Here is a 13,643-nt window from a genome sequence, read left to right as displayed (position 1 = left end):
CGTGGCGGGGCCGACACGCGCCTCCAGGCCGACAGGTGATCGCGCTGCGGACGCGCAGCAGAGCGTCGGTCAGGCGGGAGCGGGGGCCGTTGACTCGGCGATCCGCAGCGTGCAGGGCAGCAGGAAGTGGGGAAGGTCCTCGGAGGTGCCGTCGAGCTGCTCGATGAGGGCGTCGGCGGCCCGCATCCCGAGCTCCGGGCCGGGGGCGACCATCGTCGAGAGGCGCGGGTAGTGCTGGTCGGCGTTCGCCTCGGACGACGCGATGCTGAGCACCGAGACGTCCTCCGGGACACGGCGCCCGGCCGAGTACAAGCCCACCAGGACCCCGGCGGCCGAGTCGTCCTTCATGACGAGCACCGCGGTCACGTCCGGCGAGGCCTCGAGCAGGTCGCTCGCCGCCTTCCGCCCGCCGTCGCTCCCCGGCCCCGCGTAGACGACCTGCCCGGTGAGCTGCCGCTCGTCGAGCACGCGCGCGAAGGTCGACTCGGCGCGGAGGTGCGGCGCGTAGCCGGCCATCGGGGTGCCCTCGAGGTCCTCGAGGACGAGCCCGAACCGCCGGTGTCCGAGTCCCTGGAGGTGGTCGATGCTGTCCTCGATGGTGGTCTCGAAGTCGATGTCGACGTAGGGCAGCCCGCTGCTGTCACGTGTGCGCCCGATCAGGGTGAACGGGACGTCGAGGTCGGTGAGGATGGCGACGCGGGGGTCGTCCATGCGCACCTCCATCAGGATGACGCCGTCGACGAGCCCGCCGGAGACGAGGTCGTCGAGGTCGTCACCCGCGGGGTCGACGGGCCAGAGCACCAGGTGGTACCCGCGCTCCGAAGCGCGCTCGGCGGCGCTCATGAAGAACTGCGACGTCGTCGGGCTGAAGCGGTTGCCGGTGGTCGGGAAGAGCAGCGCGATGATCCGGGTCCGCCGACTGGCGAGCGCTCGGGCGACGACGTTGCCGCGGAACTTGAGCTCGCGCATCGCGGCGGTGACCCGTGCAGTGGTCGCCGGTGTGACGTACTTCGTGCCGTTGACCACGAAGGAGACCGTGGCGATGGACACGCCAGCGCGATCCGCGACCTGCTGCATCGTGGCCATGACGTCTCCTCAACCGATGGGGCCTCCATCATGGCCCCTCGGCGTCGGCTGCCACGGCCACAGCATAGCTTCCAGCGTGATCAAAAAAGCGCTTTACAGGTGAAGCGCTTTTCTGTTAGCTTCTCGCCCCAGGAGCACAGCGACGATGACGTCAGCGGCCTCGTCGATGCGTGCCTGCCCCAGCATCCGTCAAGAGAAGAGCTCTGCAATGAAGCACAAGTTCACTTCCCCGTCGCGCCGGATCCGCGCACTCGTCGGCGCCGTCGCCGTCGTCGCCACGATCCCGTTGGTCCTCACCGGGTGCTCCGGTTCCGGTTCCGCCTCCACCGGCTCGAAGACCCTCACGATCGAGGACTACTACGCGGCCAACTACAACCCGATCTACAAGCAGTGCGCGACGGACGTCGGCGCGAAGCTGACCATCAACCACGTCGCCGGCGCCGGCCTCATCGCGAAGGTGCTGCAGCAGGCATCGTCGAAGACGCTCCCCGACGTGCTCATGCTCGACAACCCGGACGTCCAGCAGATCGCCTCGTCCGGCGCACTCTCCGACCTGTCGTCCTACGGCCTGAGCGCCTCCGGCGACGTGCCCGGCGTCAAGGCGGCGAACACCTACAAGGGCAAGCTCTACGGGCTCCAGCCAGCCACCAACTCGATCGCCCTGTACTACAACAAGAAGCTGCTCTCGGCCGCGGGCGTCCAGCCGCCCAAGACCTGGGACGAGTTGCAGGCCGCCGCGAAGAAGCTCACCAGCGGGTCGACCTACGGGTTCGCGATGAGCAACATCAACACCTACGAGGGCACCTGGCAGTTCCTGCCCATGTTCTGGTCGAACGGCGGCGACGAGAAGGACATCGCCACCCCGGAGGCGACCCAGGCCCTGCAGTTCGTCGAGTCCCTGCAGAACGACGGCTCGATGTCGAAGAGCTCGATCAACTGGGCCCAGGCTGACGTCAACAACCAGTTCCTCGCCGGCAAGGCCGCGATGATGATCAACGGCCCGTGGCAGCTGCCAGCGCTCAACGCCAAGAAGAGCCTCGAGTTCGACAGCGTTCCGATCCCGACCCGCACCGGGTCCGAGACCGTCGCCCCGCTCGGTGGCGAGGCCTTCACCGTCCCGCAGACCGGCGACAAGGCGAAGATGCAGCTCGCCGGCAAGTTCGTCGGATGCCTCAACAGCGTCAAGATGCAGAAGGTCATCGCCGGCGTCACCGGTAACGTCCCGACCAACATCGAGGCCGGCGCCGCGTGGGCGAAGGACCACCCCCAGGTCGCGTCCTTCGTGACCACAGTGCAGACCGCTCGCGCGCGCACGGGTGAGCTCGGCCCCGACTGGCCCAAGGCCGCCACGAAGATCTACACCGCCGTCCAGCTCGCCCTCACCGGCAAGGCCAGCCCCGAAGCCGCGCTCAAGCAGGCGCAGTCGCAAGAGCAGTAGCAGTCCGGGAGCCGGCCGCCCGGCCGGCTCCCTCCGGCGTGGAGGAAAGGACCCCCGGCGTGAGCGCCTCGACACAGACACGACCACGGGCGACGTTGCCCGCGGTGACCCCCCGACCCGGGCAGCGACGTGCCCGGTTCCGATCCGGCCTGACACGATGGCTCTTCGTGGTGCCGGCAGCGGTCTTCGTGGCCGTCTTCTTCGGCTACCCCGTCGTGAAGAACATCATCATGTCCTTCCAGGACTACACGACCGCGACGTTCTTCACGGGCGAGGCCCCCTGGGTGGGCCTCGGCAACTACATCCAGGTGTTCCAGAGCGCGGTGTTCACGACGAGCCTCGTGAACACGGCACTGTTCACCGCCGGCTCGATCGTCCTGCAGTTCGTGATCGGGCTGAGCCTCGCGCTGTTCTTCCGGCGGCACTTCCCGCTGTCGGGCTTCCTGCGCGGACTGCTGCTCCTGCCGTGGCTGCTGCCCCTCATCGCCTCGAGCGCGGTGTGGAAGTGGCTGCTCGACCAGGACAGCGGCGCACTGAACCAGCTGCTCGGCCTGGTCGGGATCGCCCCCGTGCCGTGGCTCGTCAGCCCGAGCCTGGCGCTCATCGCGGTCATCGGCGTGAACGTCTGGCTCGGCATCCCCTTCAACACGACGATCCTCTACAGCGGGCTGCAGTCGGTGCCGCCGGAACTCTACGAAGCCGGGGCGCTCGACGGTGCCACGGGCTTCAAGGCGTTCTGGTACATCACGTGGCCGAGCATCCGGTCGGTGGTCAGCGTCGTGGTCGTGCTCGGGGTGGTCTACACGCTGAAGGTCGTGGACATCATCCTCGGCCTCACCGGTGGCGGACCCGCGAACTCCACCCAGACCCTCGCGACGAACGCCTACCACCAGTCGTTCATCAACTTCCAGTTCGGCATCGGTGCCGCGGTGAGTAACGTCCTCATCGTCGTCTCGTTCGTCTTCGCGATGGTCTACATCGCCATCTCCCGGAAGGCGGTCGACGAATGAGCGTCGGACTCGCGAACCAGACCGTGACCGCCACTCGAGCGATCACGACCAAGCGGACGTCACAGCCGCGGCGTCCTCGCGGGGTGAAGGGCATCCCGTTCACGATCCTCGGCATCGTCTTCCTGGCGATCATGGTGTTCCCCGTCTACTGGATGGTGAACACGAGCCTGCAAGCCACGTCCGGAGCGGCCACGGCGACGTGGTTCCCCTGGAACCCGACCTTCGCCGGCTACCAGGCGGCGTTCGCGCAGCAGGGACAGAACTTCGTCTCCAGCATGATCATCGGACTCGGCACGGTCGTGCTGACGCTCGTCGTCGCCACGCCGGCTGCCTACGGCCTGGCCCGCTTCCGGATGCGCGGCACACGGGTGTTCCTGCTCGTGCTGCTCATCACCCAGATGATCCCGGCGATCGTTATCGCGAACGCGCTCTACACGCTGTTCAACAACGTCGGGCTGCTGAACAGCTACGTCGGCCTGATCCTGGCGGACAGCGCCGTCCAGGTCCCCTTCGCGATCCTGCTCATGCGGGCGTTCATGGAGTCGATCCCGCCGAGCCTGGTGGAAGCCGCACTCGTCGACGGCGCCAGCGACTTCCGCGCCTTCGTGTCGATCGTCGTCCCGATCAGCCGGAACGCCATCGTCACCGCGGCGCTGTTCACGTTCCTCGGTGCCTGGGGCGACTTCCTCATCGCGCTGACCCTGACGTCGACGACCGCCGTCCGACCGATCACGCTCGGCATCTACAACTACATCGGCTCGAACGTCACCGACTGGGGACCCGTCATGGCCACCTCGGTCCTGGCATCCCTGCCTGCGGCCGTCCTGCTGGTCTTCGCCCAGAAGTACATCTCCGCCGGCGCGCTCGGCGGCGCGGTCAAGTGACCGCCGTCCCCGAGCCGCACGGGCCGCCGAGGCGCCCCGCGCGGGTACGCCATCCACGAACCACCCTCGTCAGGGAAGAAGAACGAACGACATGACCGACACCACCTCCACCACCCCGCTCCGCATCACCGTCTGGGGCGAGAACGTCCACGAGCAGGTCGAGCAGCACGTGGCGGACCGCTACCCCGACGGCATGCACGGTGCCATCGCCGACGGCATCCGCGAGAACCTCCCGGACGCCGTCGTCCGCACCGCGACGATGCAGGAACCCGAGCACGGCCTCACCGACGAGGTCCTCAGCCAGACCGACGTGCTCACCTGGTGGGGCCACGCGGCACACCAGGACGTCGACGACGCGGTCGTCGACCGGGTGCACAAGCACGTCCTCTCGGGGATGGGGCTCCTGGTGCTGCACTCGGGCCACTGGTCGAAGATCTTCGGGAAGCTGATGGGCACCACCTGCACCCTCCGCTGGCGCAGCGAGCACGACCAGGAGCTCGTCTGGACCGTGAACCCGCAGCACCCCATCACGCGCGGCGTCCCGAACCCGATCGTCATCCCCGAGCAGGAGATGTACGGCGAGTACTTCGACGTCCCCACCCCCGACGAGCTCGTCTTCATCTCGGGCTTCACCGGCGGCGAGGTCTTCCGGAGCGGCATGACGTACCGCCGCGGCCTCGGGAAGATCTTCTACTTCTCCCCGGGCGACCAGGACTTCCCCGTGTACCACCACAAGGACGTCCGGCGTGTGATCGCGAACGCCACCGAGTGGGCGCGACCGGAGCGCGAGCGGGAGATCCCGACGCTCCGCCGCTACGACCTCGGCGAGTACTTCGACGGGCAGCACTACCGCGGCCCGTTCGACGACGCCCCGGTCGAGGACGCGGAGGTGTCCGCTTGAGCGCGCTGCGCGTCCTCCAGGTCGGCGCGGGCGGGATGGGCCGCGCCTGGCTCAGCACGGTTGCCGCCGATCCGGACGTCGAACTGGTCGGCATCGTCGACCTGGACCTCGATGCTGCCCGGGCCGGAGCCGCCGTCGCGGGCGATCCCGGGATCCCGGTCGGCACCGACCTGACGATCCTCGCCGCCGAGACGGGCGCCGAGGCCGTGCTCGACATCACCGTGCCCGTCGCGCACCACCCGGTCACGCTCCAGGCCCTCCGTGCCGGGCTCCCGGTCCTCGGCGAGAAGCCGGCAGCGCAGACGGTCGCCGAGGCGCTCGCCCTGGCCGCCGCAGCCGAGGCCACCGGCAAGCTGTTCATGGTGTCGCAGTCCCGCCGGTACAACGACCAGCTCGTCGCGTTCCGGCAGCACGTCCGCTCCCTCGGTGCCGTGGGCGGCCTCAGCACGCGCTTCGCGAAGGCCCCGCACTTCGGTGGCTTCCGCGAGGAGATGGACGACGTCCTGCTGCTCGACATGGCGATCCACGCGTTCGACTCCGCGCGGTACGTGCTCGAGCGGGACCCGGTCTCGGTGTACTGCGAGTCGTGGAACCCGTCGTGGTCCTGGTACCGCGGCGACGCCGCCGCGGCCGCGGTCTTCGCGTTCGAGGACGACGTCCGGTACGTCTACGACGGCTCGTGGTGCGCCCCGGGCGCGGAGACGTCCTGGAACGGCGACTGGCGCGCCTCCGGAGCGGCGGGCACCGCGCTCTGGGACGGCGACCACGACCCGTGGAGCGACCTGGACGGCACCCCCGGCAGCCCGGAGACGGCTCCGAGCGTCGGCAACGAGATCGCCGGTTCGCTCGCGTCGTTCGTCCGCGCGGTCCGGTCCGGTGAGACCCCGGACGGCGAGGTGCACGGCAACGTGATGAGCCTCACGATGGTCGACGCCGCGATCGCGTCCGCCCGGTCGGGTCACCGGATCGTCATCGACGAGGTGCTCGAACAGGCACACGCGGCGGCACTCGAGGCCGAGCGGGACGACGCGATCCGCGAGCGGCTCGCGTCGTGGGAATCGGTCCGTGGTGCGCTCGCGACCGGTTCGCCGGATGCGGCCGCCCTCGGCTGACGCGACCAGGTGACGGACTGGAGGCGCGGTGCCAGCTGGCACCGCGCCTCCAGTCCGTTCCGGTCGGTCCACCGCACGTGGTGCGATCGCATCCCGTCGCGCGTCAGCGCGGGATGACCGCGAAGAGGAACTTCTTCCGCACCATGTACCAGGCGAGGAGGATCAGCAGGCTGTGGGTCGCGAAGCCGATCCAGGGGTTGCCCCAGTCGAGGCCGGGGATCGACGCGATCGCGAGCGCGAAGAACACCTGCCAGACGAACACGTAGAGACTGGCCTGCCCGATCGGGATCCAGAGCCAGCCGATCACCGTCGCGATCGGTTTCCAGAACACCGTCAGGATCGCGTACGACACGATCGCGAAGAACGCGATGTCGACCAGGCGGCCCCACTGCAGGTCGACGCGCTGGTACGCCGTGTTGTACAGCTGGTCGTACATCGACGCGGGGAACGGCGCCGGCACGAACCCGAACTGGTTGCCGGCCCACACGTACACGAGGAACAGCGCGTACCCGCCGATCCCGATGCCGATCAGCACCTTGCCGAGCCGCCCGGTGAGCGCGCCGATGATCTGCCGCCGGTAGTACCCGAGCACGAGCCCGTGCGTGAACACGACCTGCCAGGTGAGCAGCGGGAAGACCGACTCGAACTGCGAGTTCAGCGGCCGGAAGTCGGGGTTGACCGCCTGGAAGACGTACAGCGCCCAGCTGACGACGAGGAGCGCCCACCAGAAGCCGCGGCGGATCACCCACATGAACACCGGGATGAACAGGCTCAGCACCACGAAGAGGCCCATGATGTTGAACGGCCACGGTCCCATCTCGAGCAGCAGGAACTGCCGGATGGCGTACCAGGGCGGCGGGTAGGCCAGCAGCTGCATCGCGTTCGGGTAGAGGTCGTAGACACGACCCTCGGCACCGACGCCGCCGGTGCCGGTACCCCGGTCGGTGAAGGTCGTGATCGCGTCGGTGTTCAGGAACGGGACGAAGCTCAGCGCGAAGACGACGAGGATCACCCCGAGCGTGACGAGGTACTGCTTGCGCGCCCGCTTCCACGCCCCGACCGCAGCCGCCCACTCGCCGAACTTCTTGATGGCGAACGGGTACGTCATGCCGAGGACCATGCCGGACAGGAACACGAACATCTCGGCGCCGGTGATCGCCCCGACGGCGTGCAGCGTGATGTACGAGTACGGGCCGCCGATCTCGATGTGGGTGATCACCACCGCGAGGATGATGAAGCCGCGGAACAGGTCGAGCCGGAGGTCACGGCCGGGTTTGCCGTCGTCCGGGTACCGCCAGCTCGGCAGCAGTCGGCCGAACACCCCGCTCAGCAGGAACACGATCGCCAGGCCCACCGCGCACCAGACGATCCACGCCATCTGGTCGCCGCCGGTGTCGTACTGCTGGTCGGTCGCCGCGGCACCGGCCTGGGGCGTCACCCGGTCGGTCACCGGACCGAACACGAAGTGCCCCGCCTGCTCGAGGTCGGTGCGCAACGAGCCGGCGATGCCCGGCACCGCCGTGTCGCGCCAGTCGGCGACCCGTCCACCTGCTTCGGGTTCGCGCCGGTTCGTCTCGAGGAACGTGACACCCCGGATGAGCGGTCGGTCCTGCACGGCGCCGAGGACCTGCCGCCACCAGCCCTGCTTGACGGACAGTTCGGCGTCGCCCCGCAGCGAGTGGACGTACAGCGCGCCGGTGTCGAGGAGCATCGGGCGGTCGTCCGCGGCGGCGAACCGGTCGTAGAAGTTCCCCGGCTGCGGCTGCTCGTAGCCCCACCGTTCGTCGAAGCGTGCGTCGACCTCGCCGGCGTCGGGGACGTCGTTCCGGGTGAGCGGCACGTCGCGGCCCGCTGCCTCGGTCGCCTTGCCCTTGCCGAACGAGTACATCGACAGCCCGACCCAGTCGACCGCCGAGTCGCCCGGCCAGTACGGCTCGTAGGGGTCGTCCGCCGCGGTCAGCGCTCCGTCACCGTTCGTGTCGAGCTTCGCCACGTCGGTCGCGGACAGGTCCTGCAGGCGCCCCGCGGACTCACCGAACGGGTACCCGGCGCCGTACGAGGGCGACCAGACCATCAGGGCGCCGGAGCTGCCGCCGTGCACCGCCGTGGCGAGGGCTCGGAACGCCTTGACGTACTGCGTCGGCTGCTGACCCCACCGCACCCACGTGCCGTTCATCTGCGGGGCGAACCGCACGAGCACCTGGGTGTCGTACTGCTCGTGGACCTCCTCGAAGAGGGCGTTCGCGGACCGGGCGTCCGCGGAGTCGAGGGAGCGGAGGGACCGGGCCGGGTCGAGGCTCACGACCAGGACCGCCCCCTGGGCCGCCGCTGCCCGCGTCGCGCGGAGGAGTTCCTTCCGCGCACTGCCGGTGAGGGGGTAGTCGACGTCGACGCCGTACATCGACGGGGTGGCGCCGAGCCGGCCGGCGTACCCGTCGGGGGCGTCGTCACCCCAGTCGAGGTCCGGACCGAACCACGTCGTCCCCGAGGCCGGGGCCACGGCGGCTGCGGTCGACGCCTGCACGGCCGACGCGGGGAGCGCACCGCCGAGCAGGAGCGTGCCGATCACCACGAGGAAGGCGACCACGCGGGCCACCAGGGACCTCATCGAGTGCACGCCAGCGTCCAGATGTTGTGCCCACCCGCGTGCTGGTGCTCGAGCCGGTCCAGGGCGGCGATGGCGAGCGCCAACCCCCGCCCGGACTCCTCGTCGACGTCGGCCATGGTGACCGCGGCGAGGTCGACGTCGGCCGGCAGACCATTGTCGGTGAGGACCGCGACGAGCTCACGATCGGTGGCGTCGAGCTGCACGGTGTAGCGCCGACCCGCCTGCTGGTCGGTGCGACGGGTGTGCTCGACGATGTTCGCCGCGATCTCGGCGACCGCGGTCTCGAGGCCGAACCGGAGCCGCACGTCGTCGATCCCGAGGGTGTCCCACCACTGGCCGAAGCGGTCCTGCACGGTGTCGAGGGACGCAACGACCGCGGGGACGTCGAACTGGGTGCGGGCGCTGCTCACAGGGGTCCTCCGGCGGTGCTGGACTCGTGTTCGGACTGGACGGTTCCGGGCCCCCGGTAGCGGACGGCACGGATCACGATGCTGAAGATGCAGAGGTCGAAGACGACCCACGCGGTGTTGACGAGCGGGGCGATGCCGGAGGCCTGGCCGGTCAGGTAGCGGATCCCGATGAGCACGAGTGCGGCGACCAGTGCCCCCATCGCGATGAGCTGCGGCTTGACGAGGTCCCACCGTGGCTTCTGCTCGGACTCGTCACGGACTTTCGGGGTGACCCGGAAGCCGAGCGGCTTGCCCCGGAACACGTTCGCGAACGCGCTGGTGACCGACTCGATCCACACCGGGAAGAGCGCGAGCGAGTACTGCTGCCCGCGCCATGTCGGTCTGCCGGCGGCCACCACCCAGAACAGCAGCTGGTTGAGCACCAGGAACGGGATGAGCCGGGCGAAGAAGTCGACGCTGTACGCCTGGACGGGGACGACGCCGAACGACAGGCAGAGCACCGGGGCCGCGATGTAGACGATCGCGGCGAACCCGGACAGGTAGCTCCACATCGTCGAGAAGTACATGAGGCGCTGCCCCCACGACAGGCCCTTCTGCACGAGCGGGTTCTCGCGGAAGAACACCTGCATGGTGCCCTGCGCCCAGCGGAGCCGCTGCACGAGCATGGTCGGCAGGTCCTCGGGCGCGAGGCCCGTCGCGAGGATCTCGTCGTGGTAGGCGGACTTCCAGCCGAGTCCGTGCAGGCGCATCGCGGTCGCCATGTCCTCGGTGACCGAGATCGTCGCCAACGGCATGATCGGCTGGGCCTCGTCGTCACGGTTCACGTCGAGCGCGCGGGCCAGCACGGCGATGGACTCGATCGCGGCGACCGGCGAGGCGTCACGTTTCCCGAGCACGTCGAGCGCGGCGTCGTCGAGCCCGGCGAAGGTGTTGGCGTCGGTCGACATCGCCGCGAGTTCCTGCAGGTCGTTCCGGACGGCTTCGAGGTCGGACGCGGCGAACCGGAAGGCGATGGCGTCGATCCCGCGTTGGAAGTCGTACGTGACGTCACCGAGTGGTTCGCCCCGCTGCACCTGGTCGCGTGCGCGGTCGATGACGGCCTCGGCCTCGTCGAGCGCGCCGAGCACCCGCGGGTCGGTCTCGGTCTCGCGCGACCGAGCGAGGAGCTTCCGCGAGGTCTTCAGGGTCCGGGCGACGGAGGCCTCGACCTCGCGCACGTAGCGGGTCACGCCGAGCTGCATCAGCGCCTCGCGCCGGAGGATGGCGTTCGAGCCGCAGAAGAACGCGGCGTTCCAGCCGTCCTTCGACTGCTGGATGGGGCCGTAGAAGAGCGGGGCCTGGCTGCCGAGCGGGTCCGCCTCGGGCACGTTCTCGAACCACTGCGGCGTCTGCACGAGGGCCATCCGGGGGTCCTTGAAGTACCCGAGGGTGCGGTCGAGGATCGACGGATCCGGCACCTGGTCGGCGTCGAGGATGAGCAGGAACTCACCCTGCGTCGAGAGGAGGGCGTTGTTGAGGTTGCCGGCCTTGGCGTGCCGGGGACGGTCGACCCAGTCGGCGCCGCGGGTGATCACGCCGATGCCGAGCGACTCGGCCGCCGCCCGCATCTCCGGGCGGTTGCCGTCGTCGAGGATCCAGGTGCTGTGCGGGTGCGTGATCGCCTTCGCCGCGCGTGCGGTCCGGACGACGAGTTCGACGGGCTCGTTGTAGGTCGTGATGAAGACGTCGACGGTGACGTCGGACGAGGGCTTCGTCGGTGGCTCACCGCGTTCGCGGAGCCTCCACGCCCCGAACGCGAACAGCAGTGAGTCGATGACGCTGTACGTCTCGGCGAGGATGAGCGGCACCGCGATCCACCACGAGTGCCAGTTCACCGAGGCGGCCCAGCGCCAGACGATGTAGTTCACGCCGGCGACGGAGGCGAGCAGGGCGACGGTCCGCACGGCGACGAGACGGCGGCGTGCGGTGCCGGTGGTCAGCCGCCGGTGGTCCTGCCGACTGAGGTCGAGCGCGGTCACCGACGAGCCCCCTCGCCGGCAGTGCCGTCCGCGGCGTCGCCGAAGGTCCTGCCTCGCAAGCGTGCCTCCCTGATCCGCGCGGTCCCCCGGACACGGCGCGCCCGAGGTGGTGGTTCCGGTCCGTGCCGGTTCCAGGTGCCGGCGTTCGGATCGTCCGCTCCGGTCGTCGGGTGCGACCTGGGCGTAGGGACCTGTCTACCGGAGGAACCGGGCTCCTGTCAGCCGCCCGCCCCGATCTGGGGACGAGCGGGATCCGTCCACAGCGTGGCGCGGACGAGTCCCCACCGTCAGTCGAACGTCGCCGCGAACCCGAGGTCGTCGGCGAGTCGTGCGACGACCTGGTCGAAGTACGCCGCGCCGTCCGACACGGAGCCGACGAAGTGCCCGAACAGCTCGAACGAGACCGTCCCGAACACCGTCGTCCACGCCATCAGGGTGCGGACGAGGACCTCTTCCGGCAGGTCGAAGCCGAACTCCCGCAGGGACCGGACGCCGTCGGCGACCGACGGGCCGACCGCCCCGGGAGCCGCCGTCGGCGCGGTGGGTGATCCGTGCCTCCCGGACGAACCGGACGAACCGGACGAACCGACCGGGTCGGACGAACCGGTCGGACCGGCCGGACCGGCCGCGTCCGCACGAGCCGCTGTCGCGTCGGCGACCACGCGCACGAGCGTCAGCGTCGTGCGCGAGGCGGGCTCGACCGTCTCGCGCGGCGCGACGTACCCGGGAACGGGCGAGCCGAACAGCAGCGCGAAGTCCCCCGGGTGGTCGACCGACCACGTCCGGATCGCCCGGCAGACCGCGACCCAGCGCCTGCCGGCGTCCGGACCGGCTGCGGCGTCGGCCGCCTGCACGCGAGCGCCGAGCTCGTCGTAGTCGGCGATGAGCAGTGCGGTGAGCAGGTCGTCGCGACTCGGGAAGTAGCGGTACACGGCGGAGGAGACCAGGCCGACGTCGCGGGCGACCGCGCGGAGGCTCAGCTGGGACGGCCCCTCGGCGGTGAGCCGGGCGCGAGCCGCGGCGAGGATCCCGGCGCGGACCGTCTCTCGGGCGAGCTCGCGTGCGGTCGGTGGCATCCCCCAACCATGCCATGAGAGAGCACCGCACACAAATGAGAGCAGTGCTCTTGCAATCGATGGTCGATCGGTGCATGCTGCTCTCAGAGAGCGGTGCTCTCCAAAGCGGTCGACACTCCAGCACCACCGAGGAAAGCAGGAACCCATGTCCCGTCACCACGTCGTCATCGGCGCCGGCCCGGTGGGCCGCCACGTCGCCGCCCTCCTCGCCGAGCGCGGCGAACGCGTCACGGTCGCCACCCGCTCGGGTCGCGACACCGGCCTGGAGGCAGTGGGGCACGTCGCCCTCGACGCCTCCGACGTCGACGCGCTCACCCGGGCGACCGAGGGCGCCGCGGTCCTCTACAACTGCGCGAACCCGGGGAGCTACACGCAGTGGGACCAGGTCTGGCCGCCACTCGCCTCGTCCCTGCTCACCGCCGCCGAGCGCACCGGGGCGGTCTACGCGATCACCGGCAACCTCTACCCGTACGGCCCCGTCGACGGCCCGATGCACCCCGGACTCCCGGACGCCGCGACCGACCACAAGGGCGTCCTCCGTGCACGCCTCTGGGCCGATGCCCTCGCCGCGCACGAAGCCGGCCGGGTCAGCACGGTCGAGGTCCGCGCCGCGGACTACGTCGGCCCCGGCATCGGCGAGAACGGGCACATCACGCGCGTCCTCCCCGCCGCGCTGCAGGGGAAGGCCGTGTCGATGGTCGGCCGGACCGACCTGCCACACAGCTTCACGGACGTGCTCGACGTCGCACGGATGCTCGTCGCGTCCGCGGCGGACGAGCGTGCCCACGGGCGCACCTGGATGGTGCCGAGCAACGCGGCACGGTCGCAGCGGCAGGCGCTCACCGAGATGCTGGCCGCAGCGGGGAAGCCGCCCGTGACGGTGCGTCGGCTTCCGGCGGGGCTGTTCCGCACCGTCGGGTTCGTGGTGCCGATGATGCGCGAGATCGCCGAGATGAGCTACCAGTGGACGGCCCCGTACGTGATCGACGACCACGAGAGCCGCGCGTTCTTCGGCATGGAGCCGACGCCGTGGGACGAGGTCTGCCGCCGGACGGTGGCCGGGCTCGCCGTGTGACGGACGGGAGGCACGGTGCGAGCCC

Annotated in this window: 11 protein-coding genes; 6 read left to right on the top strand and 5 right to left on the bottom strand. The window is 70.0% G+C overall.

What is annotated here, in order from left to right; genetic code table 11:
- Positions 1 to 69: 69 nt before the first annotated feature.
- On the bottom strand, positions 70 to 1,086 hold the full coding sequence (locus BLT36_RS06865; protein ID WP_175529523.1) for a LacI family DNA-binding transcriptional regulator: 1,017 nt from the start codon (positions 1,084 to 1,086) through the stop codon (positions 70 to 72).
- Between the two features lie 208 nt (positions 1,087 to 1,294).
- Here BLT36_RS06865 and BLT36_RS06860 point away from each other — a divergent pair, with 208 nt between their 5' ends.
- The 5 genes from BLT36_RS06860 (at position 1,295) to BLT36_RS06840 (ending at position 6,431) form a co-directional block, all read left to right on the top strand.
- Positions 1,295 to 2,524 (top strand): sugar ABC transporter substrate-binding protein, encoded by a 1,230-nt coding sequence (locus BLT36_RS06860; RefSeq protein WP_092093240.1) that lies wholly within the window; start codon positions 1,295 to 1,297, stop codon positions 2,522 to 2,524.
- A gap of 104 nt (positions 2,525 to 2,628) precedes the next feature.
- Positions 2,629 to 3,534 (top strand): carbohydrate ABC transporter permease, encoded by a 906-nt coding sequence (locus tag BLT36_RS06855; RefSeq protein WP_254787385.1) that lies wholly within the window; start codon positions 2,629 to 2,631, stop codon positions 3,532 to 3,534.
- Complete coding sequence (locus BLT36_RS06850; RefSeq protein WP_092093237.1) at positions 3,531 to 4,418, top strand: carbohydrate ABC transporter permease; 888 nt, start codon at positions 3,531 to 3,533, stop codon at positions 4,416 to 4,418. The genes BLT36_RS06855 and BLT36_RS06850 overlap by 4 nt, the downstream gene beginning before the upstream one ends.
- Before the next feature lie 91 nt (positions 4,419 to 4,509).
- A complete protein-coding gene (locus BLT36_RS06845) occupies positions 4,510 to 5,319 on the top strand; it encodes a ThuA domain-containing protein (RefSeq protein WP_092093234.1) in 810 nt (269 codons plus the stop codon).
- Between the two features lie 5 nt (positions 5,320 to 5,324).
- Positions 5,325 to 6,431 carry a Gfo/Idh/MocA family protein gene (locus BLT36_RS06840; protein ID WP_092094425.1) on the top strand — a complete coding sequence of 369 codons (1,107 nt, stop codon included), beginning with the start codon at positions 5,325 to 5,327 and terminating at the stop codon, positions 6,429 to 6,431.
- 103 nt (positions 6,432 to 6,534) lie between these two features.
- Here the strand turns inward: BLT36_RS06840 and opgC are convergent, their stop codons facing one another.
- The 4 genes from opgC to BLT36_RS06820 all read right to left on the bottom strand — a co-directional run bounded on the left by opgC (position 6,535) and on the right by BLT36_RS06820 (position 12,543).
- On the bottom strand, positions 6,535 to 9,027 hold the full coding sequence (opgC, locus tag BLT36_RS06835; RefSeq protein WP_254787382.1) for an OpgC domain-containing protein: 2,493 nt from the start codon (positions 9,025 to 9,027) through the stop codon (positions 6,535 to 6,537).
- Positions 9,028 to 9,035: 8 nt separating this feature from the next.
- A complete protein-coding gene (locus BLT36_RS06830; protein ID WP_175529522.1) occupies positions 9,036 to 9,449 on the bottom strand; it encodes an ATP-binding protein in 414 nt (137 codons plus the stop codon).
- Entirely contained in the window at positions 9,446 to 11,428 is a 1,983-nt protein-coding gene (locus BLT36_RS06825; protein WP_217638283.1) for a glycosyltransferase, read from the bottom strand. The genes BLT36_RS06830 and BLT36_RS06825 overlap by 4 nt, the downstream gene beginning before the upstream one ends.
- A gap of 326 nt (positions 11,429 to 11,754) precedes the next feature.
- The gene (locus tag BLT36_RS06820; RefSeq protein ID WP_092093222.1) at positions 11,755 to 12,543 is read right to left on the bottom strand and encodes a TetR/AcrR family transcriptional regulator; all 789 of its coding nucleotides are present in this window, start codon (positions 12,541 to 12,543) and stop codon (positions 11,755 to 11,757) included.
- Positions 12,544 to 12,688: 145 nt separating this feature from the next.
- Between BLT36_RS06820 and BLT36_RS06815 the strand changes: the two genes are divergently transcribed.
- Positions 12,689 to 13,618 (top strand): NAD-dependent epimerase/dehydratase family protein, encoded by a 930-nt coding sequence (locus BLT36_RS06815; RefSeq protein WP_092093220.1) that lies wholly within the window; start codon positions 12,689 to 12,691, stop codon positions 13,616 to 13,618.
- Positions 13,619 to 13,643: the final 25 nt, after the last annotated feature.

It is taken from the genome of Curtobacterium sp. UNCCL20, assembly GCF_900101675.1.
Taxonomy (GTDB): Bacteria; Actinomycetota; Actinomycetes; order Actinomycetales; family Microbacteriaceae; genus Curtobacterium.
This window is presented reverse-complemented; position numbering and strand designations above follow the sequence as displayed.